General features: G+C 63.6%; 20 protein-coding genes. 5 read left to right on the forward strand and 15 right to left on the reverse strand.

The window, feature by feature from the left end:
• Positions 1-44 precede the first annotated feature (44 nt).
• The 12 genes from lipA to CKW37_RS27450 all read right to left on the reverse strand — a co-directional run bounded on the left by lipA (position 45) and on the right by CKW37_RS27450 (position 11,305).
• Positions 45-1,043, reverse strand: coding sequence for a lipoyl synthase (lipA, locus tag CKW37_RS27395; RefSeq protein WP_095159319.1), 999 nt, complete (start codon positions 1,041-1,043; stop codon positions 45-47).
• A 2-nt stretch (positions 1,044-1,045) separates the two neighbouring features.
• On the reverse strand, positions 1,046-1,693 hold the full coding sequence (lipB, locus tag CKW37_RS27400; RefSeq protein ID WP_095159320.1) for a lipoyl(octanoyl) transferase LipB: 648 nt from the start codon (positions 1,691-1,693) through the stop codon (positions 1,046-1,048).
• Positions 1,693-1,968 (reverse strand): DUF493 domain-containing protein, encoded by a 276-nt coding sequence (locus CKW37_RS27405; RefSeq protein ID WP_095159321.1) that lies wholly within the window; start codon positions 1,966-1,968, stop codon positions 1,693-1,695. The genes lipB and CKW37_RS27405 overlap by 1 nt, the downstream gene beginning before the upstream one ends.
• A gap of 74 nt (positions 1,969-2,042) precedes the next feature.
• Positions 2,043-3,203: a D-alanyl-D-alanine carboxypeptidase family protein gene (locus CKW37_RS27410; RefSeq protein ID WP_095159322.1), complete on the reverse strand. Its 1,161-nt coding sequence runs from the start codon at positions 3,201-3,203 to the stop codon at positions 2,043-2,045.
• Between the two features lie 146 nt (positions 3,204-3,349).
• A complete protein-coding gene (locus CKW37_RS27415) occupies positions 3,350-4,348 on the reverse strand; it encodes a septal ring lytic transglycosylase RlpA family protein (protein WP_095159323.1) in 999 nt (332 codons plus the stop codon).
• Positions 4,348-5,358, reverse strand: a complete 1,011-nt coding sequence (gene mltB / locus CKW37_RS27420) for a lytic murein transglycosylase B (RefSeq protein WP_095159395.1) — start codon at positions 5,356-5,358, stop codon at positions 4,348-4,350. The genes CKW37_RS27415 and mltB overlap by 1 nt, the downstream gene beginning before the upstream one ends.
• Before the next feature lie 17 nt (positions 5,359-5,375).
• Entirely contained in the window at positions 5,376-6,479 is a 1,104-nt protein-coding gene (rodA, locus tag CKW37_RS27425) for a rod shape-determining protein RodA (RefSeq protein ID WP_177454490.1), read from the reverse strand.
• A gap of 38 nt (positions 6,480-6,517) precedes the next feature.
• On the reverse strand, positions 6,518-8,413 hold the full coding sequence (gene mrdA, locus CKW37_RS27430) for a penicillin-binding protein 2 (protein WP_095159325.1): 1,896 nt from the start codon (positions 8,411-8,413) through the stop codon (positions 6,518-6,520).
• A gap of 17 nt (positions 8,414-8,430) precedes the next feature.
• On the reverse strand, positions 8,431-8,898 hold the full coding sequence (gene rlmH, locus CKW37_RS27435) for a 23S rRNA (pseudouridine(1915)-N(3))-methyltransferase RlmH (protein WP_009397919.1): 468 nt from the start codon (positions 8,896-8,898) through the stop codon (positions 8,431-8,433).
• 9 nt (positions 8,899-8,907) lie between these two features.
• Positions 8,908-9,327: a ribosome silencing factor gene (gene rsfS / locus CKW37_RS27440; RefSeq protein ID WP_095159326.1), complete on the reverse strand. Its 420-nt coding sequence runs from the start codon at positions 9,325-9,327 to the stop codon at positions 8,908-8,910.
• A 51-nt stretch (positions 9,328-9,378) separates the two neighbouring features.
• A complete protein-coding gene (gene nadD, locus CKW37_RS27445; RefSeq protein ID WP_095159327.1) occupies positions 9,379-10,032 on the reverse strand; it encodes a nicotinate-nucleotide adenylyltransferase in 654 nt (217 codons plus the stop codon).
• Position 10,033: 1 nt separating this feature from the next.
• Positions 10,034-11,305 carry a glutamate-5-semialdehyde dehydrogenase gene (locus tag CKW37_RS27450; RefSeq protein WP_095159328.1) on the reverse strand — a complete coding sequence of 424 codons (1,272 nt, stop codon included), beginning with the start codon at positions 11,303-11,305 and terminating at the stop codon, positions 10,034-10,036.
• Between the two features lie 279 nt (positions 11,306-11,584).
• Between CKW37_RS27450 and CKW37_RS27455 the strand changes: the two genes are divergently transcribed.
• Positions 11,585-12,277, forward strand: coding sequence for a DNA-3-methyladenine glycosylase (locus CKW37_RS27455; protein ID WP_095159329.1), 693 nt, complete (start codon positions 11,585-11,587; stop codon positions 12,275-12,277).
• Positions 12,278-12,281: 4 nt separating this feature from the next.
• Positions 12,282-13,598: a bifunctional DedA family/phosphatase PAP2 family protein gene (locus CKW37_RS27460; protein WP_095159330.1), complete on the forward strand. Its 1,317-nt coding sequence runs from the start codon at positions 12,282-12,284 to the stop codon at positions 13,596-13,598.
• 3 nt (positions 13,599-13,601) lie between these two features.
• Here the strand turns inward: CKW37_RS27460 and CKW37_RS27465 are convergent, their stop codons facing one another.
• From CKW37_RS27465 to CKW37_RS27475, 3 genes are read right to left on the reverse strand one after another with little or no spacing between them, the layout of a single operon-like run.
• Positions 13,602-14,192, reverse strand: a complete 591-nt coding sequence (locus CKW37_RS27465; protein ID WP_095159331.1) for an LON peptidase substrate-binding domain-containing protein — start codon at positions 14,190-14,192, stop codon at positions 13,602-13,604.
• A 9-nt stretch (positions 14,193-14,201) separates the two neighbouring features.
• A complete protein-coding gene (locus CKW37_RS27470) occupies positions 14,202-14,918 on the reverse strand; it encodes an LrgB family protein (RefSeq protein ID WP_095159332.1) in 717 nt (238 codons plus the stop codon).
• Positions 14,915-15,277 (reverse strand): CidA/LrgA family protein, encoded by a 363-nt coding sequence (locus CKW37_RS27475; RefSeq protein WP_095159333.1) that lies wholly within the window; start codon positions 15,275-15,277, stop codon positions 14,915-14,917. The genes CKW37_RS27470 and CKW37_RS27475 overlap by 4 nt, the downstream gene beginning before the upstream one ends.
• A gap of 170 nt (positions 15,278-15,447) precedes the next feature.
• On the opposite strand from CKW37_RS27475, the gene CKW37_RS27480 reads away from it, so the two are divergent.
• From CKW37_RS27480 to CKW37_RS27490, 3 genes are all read left to right on the forward strand, one after another.
• Positions 15,448-15,903, forward strand: a complete 456-nt coding sequence (locus tag CKW37_RS27480) for a MaoC family dehydratase (RefSeq protein WP_095159334.1) — start codon at positions 15,448-15,450, stop codon at positions 15,901-15,903.
• 87 nt (positions 15,904-15,990) lie between these two features.
• On the forward strand, positions 15,991-17,712 hold the full coding sequence (locus CKW37_RS27485) for a C13 family peptidase (protein WP_095159335.1): 1,722 nt from the start codon (positions 15,991-15,993) through the stop codon (positions 17,710-17,712).
• 26 nt (positions 17,713-17,738) lie between these two features.
• The gene (locus tag CKW37_RS27490) at positions 17,739-18,380 is read left to right on the forward strand and encodes an oxidoreductase (protein ID WP_095159336.1); all 642 of its coding nucleotides are present in this window, start codon (positions 17,739-17,741) and stop codon (positions 18,378-18,380) included.
• Positions 18,381-18,464: the final 84 nt, after the last annotated feature.

Here is an 18,464-nt window from a genome sequence, read left to right on the forward strand (position 1 = left end):
CCCCCGCACCTTCTCAGGTGCGGGGGCTTTTTTACAGGTCGGGATCAGAGCTTGATCTTGGCCTCATGCGCCTGCTGGTCGGCGTGGTACGAGGAACGTACCAACGGACCGGAAGCGACGTTCTTGAAGCCCATCTTGTAACCTTCCTCGGCGAACCAGGCGAAGGTGTCCGGGTGGACGAAACGCTGCACCGGCAGGTGGCTGCGGGACGGCTGCAGGTACTGGCCGAGGGTCAGCATGTCGATGTTGTGCTCGCGCATGCGGTGCATGACTTCGATCACTTCGTCGTCGGTCTCGCCCAGGCCGAGCATCAAGCCCGACTTGGTCGGTACGTGCGGGACCAGTTCCTTGAACTTCTCCAGCAGGGTCAGCGACCACTGGTAGTCCGAGCCCGGACGCGCGGCCTTGTACAGACGCGGTACGGTTTCCAGGTTGTGGTTGAACACATCTGGCGGCTCCTGGGCGGTGATCGCCAGGGCCACATCCATACGACCACGGTAGTCCGGCACCAGGGTTTCCAGCTGGACGCCCGGAGACAGCGCACGAATCTCGCGGATGCAGTCGGCGAAGTGCTGGGCACCGCCATCACGCAGGTCGTCACGGTCCACCGAGGTGATGACCACGTACTTCAGGCGCAGGTCGGCGATGGCGACCGCCAGGTTCTTCGGCTCGTCAGCGTCCAGCGCTTTCGGGCGGCCATGGCCGACGTCGCAGAACGGGCAGCGACGGGTGCAGATGTCACCCATGATCATGAAGGTCGCGGTACCGCCGGAGAAGCACTCACCCAGGTTCGGGCAGGATGCCTCTTCGCAAACGCTGTGCAGCTTGTGTTTGCGCAGCAGTTGCTTGATGCGATCGATCTCCGGAGAAATCGGGATGCGCACGCGGATCCAGTCGGGTTTCTTCGGCAGTTCGTCAGTGGGGATGATCTTTACCGGGATACGCGCAACCTTCTCGGCGCCACGCAGTTTCACACCGGCTTCAACCTTCGGCCGAGGGGCCGGGGTCACGGTGCTTTGCACCAGTTCTTGCACAATAGTCATTTTCAGTCGATTCCGCCCGCAAGGGTCGTCTGCTCAGCATAATCGAGGTGCTTGACCAGCTGTCCGCGCAGCCTTGCCCTGACCTCGGAGAGTTCGATCGGCCCTGCCTGGTCGCGTAGCTGGGTCATGGCCAGCCCGGCATACCCGCAGGGATTAATTCGGCGGAATGGCGCAAGGTCCATGTCCACATTCAAGGCAAGGCCATGGAACGAGCAGCCATTGCGGATTCGCAGGCCGAGGGACGCGATCTTCGCTCCATCGACATAAACACCCGGCGCATCGGGCTTGGCCGCGGCCTCGACACCGTAGCTGGCGAGCAACTCGACCAGACAGCGTTCGATACGCGTCACCAACTCACGGACACCAAAGCCCAGACGACGCACGTCAAGCATGAGGTAGGCCACCAGTTGGCCGGGGCCGTGGTAGGTCACCTGGCCGCCGCGATCGGTCTGAACCACCGGGATATCGCCCGGCACCAGCAGGTGCTCGGCCTTGCCGGCCTGGCCCTGGGTGAAGACCGACGGGTGCTCGACCAGCCAGACTTCGTCGCCGCTACCCGGCTGACGCTGGTCGGTGAACCGGCGCATGGCATCCAGCACCGGTTCGTAAGGCAGCAGGCCGAGGTCGCGAAAGCCGAGGCTGGCGGACATCAAAGCACCATTTTTACGATACCGGTGGCACGCAGGGCACTGTTGATGTCGTGCAGCTGGTCTTCGCCGGTAGCGACGATGTGCAGTTGCACGGTGGTGTATTTGCCTTCCTTGCTCTGGCGCTCAGCAAGCGTGGTCATATCGACCTCGGCGTATTTCTTGAGAACTTCGATCACGGTGTCCTTGAAGTGGACCACGGTGTCGCCAATTACCTTGATTGGGTAATCCGCGCAGGGGAATTCGATTTTTGGCGCTTTGACGTCAGCTTGAGTCATGGCAGTACCGGCCTCGTAAGCCGTGGCAACAACAATGCCCCTGCATGGTGGCAGGGGCATGGCAGGTCACGATATCAGTTGAACAACCCGTAGAAGAACAGACGAATGCTATCCCACACCCGGCGGAAGAAACCACCTTCCTCGACGCCGTCCAGCGCAATCAGGTCGGCGCTGTGAACAACGTTGTCATCCAGTTTGACTTCGACTTTACCGATCACGTCACCTTTGGCGATCGGTGCAACCAGTTGCGGGTTCATGGTCATGCTGGCGGCCAGTTTCTTCAATTGGCCTTTAGGCAACGTCATGGTCAGGTCTTCGGCCAGACCGGCTTTGACCTGGCTGCTGGTGCCCTTCCAGACCTGGGCCTGAGCCAGTTCGGTGCCTTTCTGGTAGAAGGTCTGGGTTTCGAAGAAGCGGAAACCGTAGGTCAGCAGCTTCTGGGTCTCGGCGGCGCGGGACTGTTCGCTGTTGGTACCGAATACCACGGCGATCAGGCGCATGCCGTCACGAACGGCGGACGATACCATGCAGTAGCCGGCTTCGTCGGTGTGGCCGGTCTTCAGGCCATCGACGGTCTTGTCACGCCACAGCAGCAGGTTGCGGTTGGGCTGCTTGATGTTGTTCCAGAAGAACTCCTTCTGCGAGTAGATCGCGTAGTGAGCCGGGTCTTCGTGGATGATCGCGCGAGCCAGCACGGCCATGTCGTGCGCCGAGGAGTAGTGCTCCGGGTGCGGCAGGCCGGTCGGGTTCATGAAGTGGCTGTTGCTCATGCCGAGGTCGCCGGCAGTCTTGTTCATCATGTCGGCGAAGGCGTCTTCGCTGCCGGCGATGTGCTCGGCCAGCGCCACGCTGGCGTCGTTACCCGACTGGATGATGATCCCGTGCAGCAGATCGCTGACGGTGACCTGGGTGCCAACCTTGATGAACATCCGCGAACCACCGGTGCGCCAGGCGTTTTCGCTGACGGTTACCGGGTCGCTCTCGCCGATCTGTCCGCGACGGATATCCAGGGTCGCGATGTAGGCGGTCATCAACTTGGTCAGGCTCGCCGGAGGCAGACGCTGGTCGCCATTGTTCTCGACCAGGATGTTGCCGCTGGAGGCTTCCATGAGCACGTAGGACTTGGCTGCCAGTTGCGGCGGCGACGGCATCATCTGCTCTGCCGCGAAGGCGGCAGGGGTGATCATCAGCGGAACAAGCAGGCAAAGGCGTTTGGCAAAGGTGGTGATGTTCATCCGTCTCTCGAAATGGCTTATGGGCTCATGCCCTGAAGGGCAAAGTTACAAAAGGCGCTGCGACAAACCGCCGCGCCTGCGAGCAAAACCGCCATTGTACATGGCTGTTCGGCCCGGCTACATGACAAACCGACCAGTCCCCCCGGTCAGTCCGCCGTGACTACTTTCGCCTGTCCCAGGTTGGCCAGGCGTACGCTGTCCTGCGTCTGCTGGACCTCGCCCTGACTGCGGATCGGCCCCAGGCGCACGCGGTGCAGGGTCTGCTGGTTGCGCACGATGGAACTGATGAACACCGGCGCGCTGACCATGCCGCTCAACTTGGAGCGTAGCAACTCGGCGGCGTCCGGGTTGGCGAATGCGCCAACCTGCAGGAATGTGCCGCCATTGGCCGGCACGCTGTTGCTGGCGACCTGCACCGGCAGGACTGCGGCGGCGTGCTGCTGCGGCGGCGGCGTCCACTGTTCGACGGTGCCGGTGCTCGCCGCAATCGGCTTGGCCTGGGCTACCTGAGGCTGGTCGAGTACCAACGGCGCCGGGCGCCCCTTCTGGGCCCACCATTGCTGCGGGTCGATGCCCTCGACGCGAACCCGCGCGGTGCCGGTTTCGGCGTAACCGAGCTTCTTCGCTGCCGCGTAGGACAGGTCGATGATACGGTCGGAATAGAACGGGCCGCGGTCATTGACCCGCAGGATCACGCTGCGGTTGTTGTCCAGGTTGGTCACCTTGACGTAGGCCGGCAGCGGCAGGGTCTTGTGCGCCGCAGTCATGGCGTAGAGGTCGTAGACCTCGCCGTTGGCGGTGTTCTGCCCGTGGAACTTGGTGCCGTACCAGGACGCGGTGCCCTGGGCGACATAGTTGCGCGAGTCGGGGATCGGGAAGTAGGTCTTGCCCAGTACGGTGTACGGGTTGGCCTTGTAGTTACCGGTGTGCACGGTTGGCGTGGCGTCCGGGATCTTCGAGACATCGACATCCCACCACGGCGCGCCGTCCTTGTGGGCCCGGTTGATGTCCAGCCCGGGCTTGGCGCGGACCACGTTACCGCTGCTGCTCTGGGTCGGACGGCTGGAAGAACAACTGACCAGCACCAGGCCAAGCGCCGCGCAGCCCAGCAGTTTCAGCGATGTAGCAGAGAACAGTATGCGCATTACCGGGCGCCCCTTGCCTGAACCAGCAGGTCTGAAAGTTGATGTACCGCCATGGCGTACATCACGCTGCGGTTATAGCGAGTGATCGCGTAGAAGTTCTTCAGGCCAAGCCAGTACTCGGGGCCGTTTTCGCCTTCAAGCCGGAAAGCGGTGACCGGCAGATCATCGCGCAGCGCATCATGACTCGACCAGCCCAATGCCCGCAACTCCCCCACCGTCTTGACCGGCTCGATGCCCGGGCTCAGGCCTTCGTCGACACGCTCGCCACGGACCATGGCACGACTGACCACCGGCTCGCCGGCAACCCAGCCGTGACGCTTGAAGTAGCTGGCGACGCTGCCGATGGCGTCGTCGGGGTTGTTCCAGATGTTGATGTGGCCGTCACCGTCGAAGTCCACGGCGTAGGCGCGGAAGCTGCTCGGCATGAACTGCGGCAGCCCCATGGCTCCGGCGTAGGAACCCTTGAGGGTCAGCGGATCGATCTGCTCTTCGCGGGCCAGCAGCAGGAATTCACGCAGTTCCTTGCGGAAGAACGGGGCCCGCTGCGGGTAATCGAAGGCCAGGGTCGACAGCGCATCCATGACCCGGTAGTTGCCGGTATTGCGGCCAAAGAAGGTTTCGACGCCGATGATCGAGACGATCACCTGCGCCGGCACGCCGTATTCCTGCTCGGCGCGGGCCAGAGCAGCCTCGTGCTGGCGCCAGAAGTCCACACCACGGGCGATACGCGCGTCGGTGAGGAACATCGGCCGGTATTCTTTCCACGGCTTGACCCGTTCTGCAGGACGGGAAATAGCGTCGAGAATCGCCTGCTTGCGCTGGACATCGCGGAACACGCCCATCAACTGCTCACCGGCGAACCCGTAGTCACGGGTCATCTCGCCGACGAATTCGGCTACCTGGGGGGATCCATCGTAGTCGCCGGCGCTGGCCTGCTGCACGCCACCGAACAGCCCGATCAGGCCCGCCAGAGGTACACAACGGGCCATCCAGCCACGCATTGCTTGCATCAAGAAATTCACCTTACTCAAACCTGCGCGATCCATTTGCGGTGGGTATGGATCGACATGAGAACGCCAAACGCTGACAGCAGCGTCACCAGCGAAGTTCCACCATAACTAATGAAGGGCAGCGGCACGCCCACGACGGGCAGCAATCCGCTGACCATGCCGATATTGACGAAGACGTACACGAAGAAGGTCATGGTCAGGCTGCCGGCCAGCAACTTGCCGAACAGGGTCTGGGCCTGGGCGGTGATCACCAGCCCGCGGCCGATCAGCAGCAGGTAGATCAGCAACAGCGCGCAGATGCCCACCAGGCCGAACTCTTCGCCGAGCACGGCGATGATGAAGTCGGTGTGGCTTTCCGGGAGAAAGTCTAGGTGCGACTGGGTGCCCAGCAGCCAGCCTTTGCCGAATACGCCACCGGAACCGATCGCCGCCTTCGACTGGATGATGTTCCAGCCAGTGCCCAGCGGATCACTTTCCGGGTCGAGGAAGGTCAGGACCCGTTGCTTCTGGTAGTCATGCATGACAAAGAACCACATCGCCACCGCCACCGGCACGGCCGCCGCCAGCACGCTGATGATCCAGCGCCAGCGCAGCCCGCCCATGAACAGCACAAAGGCACCGGAGGCGAGGATCAGCAGCGCTGTCCCGAGGTCAGGCTGGCGAACGATGAGGATGAACGGGACGCCGATCAGCACCAGGCTGATCATTACGTGTTTCAGGTGCGGCGGCAGCGTGCGCTTGGCCAGGTACCAGGCGATGGTCGCCGGCATGATGATCTTCATGAACTCCGACGGCTGGAAGCGAATCACCCCGGGAATGTTGATCCAGCGCGTCGCACCCATGGCGTTGTGGCCCATCACGTCCACCACCACCAGCAGGATTACCCCGAACACGTAGCCCAGCGGCACCCAGCGCGCCATGAAACGCGGTTCGAGCTGGGCAATGACGAACATCGAGACCAGGCCGATACCGAACGACGTCGCCTGCTTGAGCAGCAGGTCCCAGTTCTTGCCGCTGGCCGAATAAAGGACGAACAGGCTGCCGGCCGCGAGGGTCAGCAGCAGGATCAGCAAAGGGCCGTCGACATGGATGCGCTGCAGGAAGCTGGCGCGCCGACGCATCACGTCCTCGCTGGAGAGCATGCGATCGAAATTACTCTTCACGGGGCCGGTTCCTGGGCAACGGTGGCGCTGGGATCAGCGTATTCGGGTTTGAGGCGGCCATGTTCGTCCAGCAGCCAGGCGTCCATCACCTGACGCAGCACCGGCGCGGCGACGCCGGAGCCGGACTCGCCGTTCTCGACCATCACCGAGATGACGATGCGCGGATCTTCGGCCGGGGCGAAACCGACGAACAGGGCGTGGTCGCGATGGCGCTCCTGGACCTTGTTGCGGTCGTACTTCTCGCCCTGCTTGATCGCCACGACCTGGGCCGTACCACTCTTGCCGGCAATCCGGTACTGGGCGCCGACAGCGGCTTTGCGCGCGGTGCCGCGGGCGCCGTGCATCACCTGTTCCATGCCGTGGGTTACCTTGGCCCAGTCGGACTTGTCACGCAGGACGATGTCTTCCATCGGGTTCGGATCGACCGGCGGCTGGCCTTCGATGGTCTTGGCCAGGTGCGGACGGATCCACTTGCCCTTGCTGGCGATCAGCGAGATGGCCTGGGCCAGTTGCAGCGGGGTTGCCTGCATGTAGCCCTGGCCGATCCCGAGAATCAGCGTCTCGCCCGGGAACCAGGCCTGGCGGCGGGTGGCGCGTTTCCATTCGCGGGACGGCATCAGCCCCGGCGATTCCTCGAACATGTCCAGCGCGACCTTCTGGCCGATGCCGAAGCGGTTCATGTAGCTGGACAGCTTGTCGATGCCCATCTTGTGCGCGAGGTCGTAGAAGTAGGTGTCGTTGGACCGCATGATCGCCGTGTCGAGGTCGACCCAGCCGTCACCGGTGCGGTTCCAGTTGCGGTATTTGTGATCGTAATTGGGCAGTTGGTAGTAGCCCGGGTCGAACACCCGGGTCGAGGCGTTGACCACCCCGGAATCGAGGCCGGCGACGGCAACGGCGGGCTTGATGGTCGAGCCCGGTGGATAGAGCCCGCGCAGCACGCGGTTGAACAACGGCCGATCGATCGAGTCACGCAGCTCGGCGTAGGCCTTGAAACTGATGCCGGTGACGAACAGGTTCGGGTCGAAGCTCGGCTGGCTGACCATCGCCAGCACTTCGCCAGTTTTCGGGTCGAGGGCCACGATGGCGCCGCGACGCCCGCCCAACGCGGCTTCGGCCGCTTCCTGCAGCTTGATGTCGAGGCTCAGGACGATGTCCTTGCCGGGAATCGGGTCGGTCCGCTTGAGCACCCGCAACACTCGGCCGCGGGCGTTGGTCTCGACTTCCTCGTAACCCACCTGGCCGTGCAGCTCGGGCTCGTAGAAGCGCTCGATGCCGGTCTTGCCGATATGGTGGGTGCCGCTGTAGTTGACCGGATCGAGGACCTTCGCCTCTTTCTCGTTGATCCGTCCGACGTAGCCGACCGAATGGGCGAAATGCGCACCTTGTGGATAATGCCGCACCAACTGCGCCACCACTTCCACACCGGGCAGACGGAACTGGTTCACCGCAACCCGGGCGATCTGCTCCTCGGTCAGCTCGAACAGGATCGGCACCGGCTCGAATGGCCGACGCCCCTGTTTCATGCGTTTCTCGAACAGCGCGCGGTCGTCCGGAGTCAGCTCCAGCACCTCGACGATCACGTCGAGGACCGCCTGCCAGTCGCCGGAACGCTCCCGGGTCATGCTCAGGCTGAAGCTGGGACGGTTGTCGGCGATGATCACGCCATTGCGGTCGAAGATCAGCCCGCGGGTCGGCGGAATCGGCTGCACGTGCACCCGATTGTTCTCCGACAGCGTGGAGTGATACTCGTACTGGATCACCTGCAGGTAATACAGGCGGGCGATCAGCACGCAGATCAGCAGAAGGATCGCCACTGCACCGACCACGACGCGGCTACGCACCAGACGGGCGTCTTTCTCGTGATCCTTGAGGCGAATCGGCTGCGACATTGAAAAGGCTTACAGGCTTATTTGTGGTAAGGGTGCCCGGACAAAACAGTCCAGGCGCGATAAATCTGTTCGCCAATCAGTATCCGTACCAATGGGTGTGGCAGGGTCAGCGGAGACAGCGACCAGCGCTGCTCGCTGCGCGCACAGACTTCCGGCGCCAGCCCTTCGGGGCCGCCGACCATCAGGTTGACGGTACGCGAATCCAACCGCCAGCGGTCGAGCTCGACCGCCAGTTGCTCAGTGCTCCAGGGCTTGCCATGGACCTCCAGGGTGACAATCCGTTCCCCTGGCTGGACCTTGGCGAGCATGGCCTCGCCCTCCTGACGAATCAGGCGAGCGACGTCGGCATTCTTGCCCCGGGTGTTGAGCGGAATTTCCACCAGTTCCAGGGACAGCTCGGACGGCAGGCGCTTGGCATATTCATGCCAGCCTTCCTCGACCCACTTGGGCATGCGCGAGCCGACCGCGATCAGGCGCAGACGCATGACGCTTCCTTATTCCCGGTCTTTGAGCTTGTCGGAATAGTCGTGGACGTTTTCCGGGCTGTGGTGCTTGCCATCGGCGGCGCGGCTTTGCTCGGCGCCAGCCCACAGACGCTCCAGATCGTAGAACTGGCGCGCGGCGGCGGTCATCATGTGCACGATGACATCGTTCAGGTCCAGCAGGACCCAGTCGCTGTCGCCCTTGCCTTCTTCGCCCAGCGGCATGACGCCCTTGGTCTTGACGAACTCGCGAACCTTCTCCGCCATCGCGTTGATCTGGCGATTGGAGGTACCGGTGGCGATGATCATGTAGTCGGTCAGGCTGTGCTTGTCGTGCACGTCGATGACCTGGATATCCTGGGCCTTGACGTCTTCCAGGGCCGATTTGGTCAACTGGACCAGCTCTTCGCCGGTGATTTTCTGCTTGGTCATAAAAAACTCGTTCAACTCATTGAATGAGGCGCCCGCGGGGCGCCTGCAGTTCTACGCACGGTAAAGGCCGTGCGTTTCGATATAGGCCAGTACTGCGTCCGGCACCAGGAACCTCACCGACTTGCCGCTGGCCAGCAGCTGTCGGATTTGCGTGGCGGACACCGAAAGTGGCGTCTGCCAAACGAACGAAATGTTCCCCGCCGGGCCGGACATGGCGGTGGGATCGCTCTCCGAGCGCGCAGCCAGCAGGTTGCGCAACTCGTCAGGGGGCTCGACATCGGCATCCGGGCGTTGCAGCACCAGGATGTGACAATGTCGCAACAATTCTTCCCAGCGATGCCAGCCGGGCAGGCCGCAAAAGGCATCCCAGCCCAGCAGCAGGAACAACTGGTCGTCGGCGCCCAACTCGGCGCGCATCGACTCCAGGGTGTCGATGGTGTACGACGGCTTGTCGCGGGCCAGCTCACGGGCATCCACGCTCAGCCGGTCAACACCTTCGACGGCGCAACTGACCATCGCCAGACGGTCCTGCGGCACAACATGCGGCGTGTCACGGTGCGGTGGCCGGGCGTTGGGCAGCAGGCGCACCTCGTCGAGCCCCATCAGCTCGACCACTTCCAGCGCACTGCGCAGGTGGCCGATGTGCACAGGGTCAAAGGTGCCACCCAGCACGCCGATACGCCGGACCGCCTGGGCCTTGCTCAACTCAGCAGGACTCCTGTCCACGCAACTGGCCGTCACCGACGACCACGTATTTCTCGCACGTCAGGCCTTCCAGACCAACAGGGCCGCGGGCGTGCAGCTTGTCGGTGGAAATGCCGATTTCCGCACCCAGACCGTACTCGAAGCCATCGGCGAAGCAGGTCGGGGTGTTGATCATCACCGACGCCGAATCCACTTCGGCCACGAAACGCCGGGCCTGGCCCTGGTGTTCGGTGACGATGGAGTCAGTGTGGTGAGAACCATAGTGATTGATGTGTTCGATGGCCGCCTCGACGCCGTCGACGATGCGGATCGACAGGATCGCCGCCAGGTACTCGGTGTGCCAGTCTTCCTCGGTCGCCGTAACGGCCTCGATGATCTGCCGGGTACGCTCGCAACCACGCAGTTCGACGCCTTTTTCCCGGAATTGGCGGGCCATTTCCGGCAAGAACTCGGCCGCGACGGTGGCATCCACCAGCAGGGTTTCCATGGCGCCGCAAATGCCGTAGCGGTAGGTCTTGGCGTTGAACGCGATGCGCCGGGCCTTGTCCAGCTCGGCATGTTCGCCGACATAGACGTGGCAGATGCCATCGAGGTGCTTTATGACTGGCACCCGTGCGTCGCGGCTGATGCGCTCGATCAGGCCCTTGCCGCCACGGGGAACGATGACGTCAACGAACTCCGGCATGGTGATGAGCGCGCCCACCGCCTCGCGGTCGGTGACTTCCACCACCTGGACCACTGCCGGCGGCAGACCAGCCTCGGCCAGGCCGCGCTGGATGCAGGCGGCGATGGCGCGGTTGGAGTGAATCGCCTCGGAACCGCCGCGCAGGATGGTGGCGTTACCCGACTTCAGGCACAGGCTGGCGGCGTCGATGGTCACGTTCGGCCGCGACTCGTAGATGATCCCGATCACGCCCAGTGGCACGCGCATCTTGCCGACCTGAATGCCCGATGGCCGATAGCTCATGTCGCGAATCGCCCCGACCGGGTCCGGCAGAGTGGCCACCTGACGCAGACCGACGATCATGCCGTCGATGCGTGCCGGGGTCAGCGCCAGACGATCGAGCATGGCCGGTTCCAGGCCATTGGCCCGGCCGGCGGCCAGATCGAGTTCATTGGCAGCGGACAGTTCGGTGCGAGCCGCGTCCAGCGCGTTGGCGGCAGCGTGCAGGGCGCGGTTCTTCTGCGCGGTGCTGGCACGGCCGATCACGCGGGACGCCTCACGGGCGGCGCGACCCAGGCGGGTCATGTAGTCAAGAACGGACTCAGTCATGGGGCTCAGTGTCTTGGCGGAGGGGAAAATCGGACGAGTATAACTGCGACAGGGTTATACGCCCAGCGGTGACAGGCGGATGGTAGGACGTGAGTCACAGGAATGTGGCCCTTCGCGAGCAAGCTCGCTCCTACAGCCTCAAATCCGCGTAGGAGCGAGCTTGCTCGCGAAGGCGGGAACGCAGCCGCCACAGACAGGCTGATAGCGTCTCTTCCGTTCAGCTTCGATAAAGGAAGAAGTTGCTATCATCGGCACTTCTTCCCCCTGCCCAAAACCACCATGTCCCAACCAGCGCCCTGCCCGCCCCGTGCCTTGCCCGACGCCTTTTTCGACCGCGACGCCCAGGTCCTCGCCAAGGACCTGCTGGGCAAAGTGATCCGCCATCGCCACGGTCCCTACTGGCTGTCGGCGCGGATCATCGAGACCGAGGCCTATTACCTCGACGAGAAAGGCAGCCACGCCTCGCTCGGCTATACCGAGAAACGCAAGGCGCTGTTCCTCGATGGCGGGCATATCTACATGTACTACGCGCGCGGTGGCGATTCGCTCAACTTCAGCGCTCAAGGGCCGGGAAACGCAGTACTGATCAAATCCGCCTTCCCGTGGGTCGATGCCGTCTCCGACAGCAACGCCCTGGCACAAATGCAGGTCAACAACCCGGACGCCAGCGGCGGGGTCCGCCCGATCGAGCGGCTCTGCAACGGGCAAACCCTGCTGTGCAAAGCCCTGGGCCTGAAAGTGCCGACCTGGGACGCCAAGCGCTTCGACCCGGAACGGCTGTTTGTCGAGGACTGTGGAATCATCGTGCAACACATTATCCAGGCCAGCCGGCTGGGCATTCCCAAGGGCCGCGACGAACATCTGCCGCTTCGTTTCGTCGACGCCGAATACGCCCGTCACTGCACGCGGAACCCGCTGCGCCGCGGCCAAGTCGAAGGGCGCGACTTCTCTCTACTGACACAAGGAAACTGACACGATGGGCCCATGGCTCGACAGCCTGACCGGCTGGCTGACCGCGAACCCGCAATGGCTGGGCGTCGCGATTTTTCTGGTGGCCTGCGTCGAATGCCTGGCCATCGCCGGGATCATCGTGCCCGGCACTGTCCTGTTGTTCGCGGTCGCCGTGCTGGCCGGCAGCGGCGCGCTATCCCTGAGCGAAACCCTGCTGCTGGGTTTTCTCGGCGGGTTGCTGGGTGATGCCATCTCCTACACCGTGGGACGACGTTTCCATCAGAACATCCGGCGCCTGCCGCTGCTGCGCCATCACCCGGAGTGGATTGGCAGCGCCGAAACCTACTTTCAGCGTTATGGCATCGCCAGTCTTCTGGTCGGCCGCTTCATTGGCCCGTTGCGGCCGATGCTGCCGATGGTAGCCGGCATGTTCGACATGCCGCTGCCGCGCTTCATCGCTGTCAGCCTGATTGCCGGCGCCGGCTGGGCGGTGGCCTATCTGCTGCCGGGCTGGGCCACCGGCGCGGCCATGCGCCTGTCGTTGCCGGAGGGTTTCTGGCCGCAGGCCGGCGTGGTCGCTGCGGGTGTGGCCATATTGATCGGGGTGAGCATCAACAGCAGCCTGCGCGCACAGCCCCGCGGGACACGGCTGATCGCCGCGGTCAGCCTGGTCATGCTGGTGGCGCTGTTCATCGGCTTCCCGCACCTGAGCCAGTTCGACCAGGGCCTGATGACCCTGATCCAGGAACACCGCAGCCACGTCCTGGACGGCAGCATCGTGCTGATCACCCGCCTCGGCGACTTCCGCACCCAGTTCGTCGTCGCCGGCGTGCTGGTGGTGATGTTGCTGCTGGCGCGGCAATGGCGCCCGGCGGTCTTCACCTGTAGCACCCTGCTGGGCACGGCCCTCGCCAACTCCGCCACCAAGTGGTTCTTCGCCCGCGCCCGCCCGGAAGTCCTGACCGATCCGCTGACCACCTACAGCATGCCGAGCGGTCACAGTTCCGCTTCGTTCGCCTTCTTCCTGACCCTCGCCGTGCTGGCCGGCCGCAGCCAGCCACCGCGGATGCGCCTGACCTGGATTCTGCTGGGCTGCCTGCCGGCGCTATCGATCGCGGTGTCGCGCGTTTATCTCGGCGTGCACTGGCCCACCGACATTCTCGCCGGTGGTCTGCTCGCCTGCTGCGTCTGCGCCATCAGCCTGGCACTGGTCCAGTACAGCGAGCCGCTGACGGCCATGCCGCTACGGGTCTGGTGGCTGATTCTGCCGGCGTGCGTCGGCGTGCTGGCGTTCTTCGCCCTGCACGCGCTACCGCACGCCCTGCTACGTTATCAGTACTGAGGGTCAGGCGAAGAGTTCGCCCTGGATGCGGTCGAGCAGCGACTGGATCGCCACCAGGCGCTGGGTAGGAGAGTCGATGGCGAGGAGCTTGAGCTTGTCCTCGTCATCGAACGGCAGCAGGTAGGCCAGTTGATTGGCCAGGGCCTGCTTGCCGGTGACCCGGCTGGCCATGTCCAGCCCTGAAACCATCGGGTGTTCGGCCAACGCCATGAGCAGCGCCAGCAGGTCGTCATCCTCGTCGTCCAGCGGCGGATCGTCCTGCTCATCCAGCCAGCGCACGTCAGCCACCAGCAGGTTGTCCTTGCGCACTTCGAAGTCATCGACCATGAAACGCCGTTCGCCCTTGACGCGAATGCCCAGCAGGCCGTTGTCCTGCTGCTGGAAATCCTCGATCAGCGCCTGGCAGCCGATGCCGGCGAAAGACTCCGGCGCCTTGCCGACCTGCTCGCCCTCGAGGATGCACACCACGCCAAAGCCGCCGCCCTGCTTCATGCAGCGGCCGATCATGTCCAGGTAACGCGCCTCGAAGATCTGCAAATCCAGGTTGCAACCGGGAAACAGCACAGTGTTGAGGGTAAACAAGGGCAACGTCATTACAGGTCCTCAGGCTACCAGGCTGACCGCCAACGGCAGGAACACCGCGGTAGCCACACCCATCAAGCTCATGGCCAGGGCCGCGAACGCCCCGCACTCTTCACTTTCCTGCAGCGCCACCGAGGTGCCCACGGCGTGCGCTGTCAGACCCAGCGCCATGCCCCGGGCCTCGGGGCTGTTCACACCCAGCAGCGACAGCAGCGCCGGGCCGAAAATCGCCCCGATCACGCCGGTGATCAGCACGAACACCGCGGCCAGCGCGGCGACACCACCAATCTGCTCGGCCACCAGCATCGCGATCGGCGAGGTCACCGACTTCGGCGCGAGGGTCATCAGGATCATGTGCTCGGCACCGAACCACCAGCCCAGCAGCAGGCAGATAGCGGTCGCGAACACACCTCCGACTATCAGCGTAGTAAAGGTCGGCCAGAACAGTTGGCGGATCCGCCGCAGGTTCAGATAGAGCGGCACGGCCAGGGCGACCGTGGCCGGGCCCAGCAGGATATTCATGATTTCCGTGCTCTTGCGGTACTCGGCGTAGGTCAGGCCGCAACTGAGCAGCACGCCGATCACCACCAGCATCGAAACCAGCACCGGCTGGAGAAACAGCCAGCGGGTCTTTTCATACGCGGCGATCACCAGTTGGTAGGCGCCCAGGGTGATGCCGATGCCGAACAGCGGATGGTGGATAACGGCCTGCACCGCACCTTGCCAGTCGAGACTCATGGGCGATCCTCGCGGCGGGCCTGGCGGGCGATCATCTTCTGCATCAGCACGCCGCAGAAGGCCATGGCCAGAATCAGCGACAGCACCAGCGCGCCGGCAATCGCCCAGAAGTCGGCGACGATGTCAGCGGCATAGACCATCACCCCCACGGCTGGCGGCACCAGCAGCAGCGGCAGATAGCGCAGCAGGCTGGAAGCCGCCTCGCTCAGCGGCTCGCCGACTTCGCCCCGCACCATCAGGAAGACCAGCAGCAACACCAGGCCGATGATCGGCCCCGGAAGAATGGGTACAAACAGGTGATTGATCGCTGTACCGAGCAACTGGAACAGCACGAGCCACGTCAAACCGCGCAACAACATTGCCTATCTCCCTCAAACCTGGCGGCCATTATAAGCACGCTAACGACCGGTCTATACCCCGACATTCGCCCGGGTCATGCCTACTTGACCGGGCCAATGGAGCGTGCTGATCTTAAGCATTCGTATCTGCCTTAGTCATAAGAAATTCAAAGACAGTCAGGAGAGTCGCAATGCCCTATGTACCCGTTGCAGAGCTGCCGCAGTACGTTGGAAAGGAACTCGGACGTTCCGAATGGCTGAAGATCGATCAAGAGCGCATCAACCTGTTCGCCGAGGCCACCGGCGACTTCCAGTTCATTCACGTGGACCCGGCGAAGGCGGCAAAAACGCCATTTGGCAGCACCATCGCCCACGGTTTCCTCACCCTTTCGCTGATTCCCAAGCTGATGGAAGACATCCTGGTCCTGCCCGAGGGCCTGAAGATGGTCGTCAACTACGGCCTGGACAGCGTGCGCTTCATCCAGCCGGTCAAGGTCGACTCGAACGTCCGCCTCGCGGTGAGCCTCACCGAGGTCACCGAGAAGAAACCTGGCCAGTGGCTGCTCAAGGTCACCGCGACCCTGGAAATCGAAGGTGAAGAAAAACCGGCCTACATCGCCGAGCCCCTTTCCCTCGCGTTCGTCTGACGCCCGCTGGTGAAACGGCCTGACCGCCGTTTCACCAGAACCCTGGTTCTACGGCATACTCGGGGCTTCAAACGCCCGGACCCCGCCATGCGCCCACTCGTTCCACTTGCCCTGATTCTGCTGCTCGCCGCCTGTGGCGATGGCGAACCGCTGTCGCCGCCCGATGCCCGCCTGCCTGATGGCGGCCGTTACCGGGGCGAGGTGGTCGACGGCCTGCTGCAGGGCGAAGGTCGCGTCGACTACCCCAACGGCAGTTGGTACGCCGGACACTTCAGCAACGGCCAGTGGCATGGCCAGGGCGAATGGCACGGCAGCAACGGCGAGGTCTATGTCGGCCAGTTCCAGCAGGGACTGTTCCACGGCCAAGGCAAGCTCACCACCCCGACCAGCAGCTACAGCGGCGGCTTCAAGCTCGGCCGGCGCGACGGCGAAGGCAGCCTGCGCGAAGGCGGCCAGCATTACCGTGGCCAGTTCAAGGACGACCAGTACAGCGGCGCAGGCGAGTTGGTGCTGGCCGACGGCAGCCAGTACCAGGGGCAGTTCGCCAAGGGCAAGCCCAATGGCGAAGGCGTTCGCAGCGACGCCAGCGGCAATCAGTTCAGCGGCCACTTCGTCGATGGCCTGCTCAAGGGCACCGGCACCTTCAACAGCGCCGAGGGCGATCAGTACATCGGCGAGTTCAAGGCCAACCGCCTGGAAGGCCGCGGCCGCTACGAGAATGCCGACGGCGACGTGTGGATCGGCGACTTCAAGGACGGCGCGCTCACCGGCAAAGGCGAGTTGTTTGCCGTTGACGGCAGCCATTACAAAGGCGGCTTCCGCGACTGGCGTTTCTCCGGCAAGGGCCGCCTGCAACTGGCCGATGGCAGCGTCTACAGCGGCGGTTTCGAAAACGACAGCTACCAGGGCAGCGGTCGCCTGGTCCTGCCCGGCGGCCGGGTCGAAGCCGGTCACTGGATCAACGGCCTGCGGGTGCGCGACGAACAGGGCCGGTTGCTGCCCGACCCGCTCGAGCAAGCCTTGCTCAACCAGGGCAGCCTGCTGGAACAGGCCCTGGGGCAAATACCGCCCTCCACCGGCGATATCGAACTCTACAGCCTGACGCTGGCCGGCGACGGCAACCAGAGCGTGTTCCTACGCGAAGCCGAGTACGTCAGCGACATGCTCAAGACCCGTTTCGGCGCCATTGGCCAGGTCAGCCTGGTCAACCACCGCGACCACCTCGCCGACCGGCCCATGGCCACCCGCGAGACCCTCACCCGTGCCGCCAAGCGCCTGGCCGAGCGCAGCGGCCCGGAAGACCTGGTGTTCGTCTACCTCACCACCCATGGCAGCCACGAGCATGAACTGGTGCTCGACCAGCCACGGCTGCAACTGGCCGACCTCCCCGCCGACGAACTGGCCGCCGCCCTCGCGCCGCTCAAGGAGCGCGACAAGATCATTGTCATCTCCGCCTGCTATTCAGGTGGCTACATCGAACCGCTGAAGGATGAACGCACCCTGGTCATGACCGCCTCGCGGGCCGACCGGGTGTCCTTCGGCTGTTCCGAAGAGGCGGACTTCACCTACTTCGGCGACGCGCTGTTCGCCCAGGCCCTGAACCAAACCGACGATCTGCAACAAGCATTCGAACTTGCCCGGGCCCATGTGGACCAACGGGAACAAGCCGAAGGCTTCGAAGCGTCCGAACCGCAGATCTGGGCGCCCAAGGGCGTCCTGGCACATTGGCAAAAACTGCGTCAGCAACAAGCGCGAAAAGCGCTGCAAAGTGCCACTGCGGTCGAGGAAAAAAGTACGGCCAGCCACTAAGCTGACTGTATCAAGGGAGAAACATCATGTACTTGACGCCGCAGCACATCCTGCTTGCCGGGGCTACCGGCCTTACCGGTGAACACCTGCTCGATCGCCTGCTCAACGAGCCGACCATCAGCCGCGTGCTTGCTCCTACCCGCCGGCCATTGGCCGAGCATCCACATCTCGAAAATCCGGTCGGAGACCCGGCGGTTTGTCTCCCGCAGTTGAGTGGCCGTGTCGATATCGCGTTCTGCTGCCTGGGCACCACCATCAAGCAGGCGGGGTCGGAAACAGCCTTCCGCGCCGTTGATCTGGACATGGTCGTGGCCTTCAGCAAACGCGCCCGGGAAATGGGCGCGCGGCACCTGCTGGTGGTCAGCGCGATCGGCGCCGATACGAAATCCTCGGTGTTCTACAACCGAGTCAAAGGCGAGATGGAGGAAGCGCTGAAAGCCCAGGACTGGCCACAACTGACCATTGCCCGGCCGTCGCTGCTGCTGGGCGAACGCATCGAACCGCGCCTGGCCGAACAAGTGGCCGGCACGCTGTCGAAGCTGATTCCGGGCAAGTATCACGGGATCGAGGCATGCCAGCTTGCGCGGGCGCTGTGGCGGCTGGCGCTGGAGGAACAGGACGGGATTCGCGTGGTGGAATCCGATGAACTGAGGAAGCTGGGGAAATAAGCCAACGAAACATCCCCCCCTCCCTGTAGGAGCGAGCTCGCTCGCGAAGGACTGCAAAGCAGTCCCCGTTCCCCCGGGATCGCT

The sequence above is a fragment of the Pseudomonas sp. Irchel 3E13 genome, from assembly GCF_900187455.1.
Taxonomy (GTDB): domain Bacteria; phylum Pseudomonadota; class Gammaproteobacteria; order Pseudomonadales; family Pseudomonadaceae; genus Aquipseudomonas.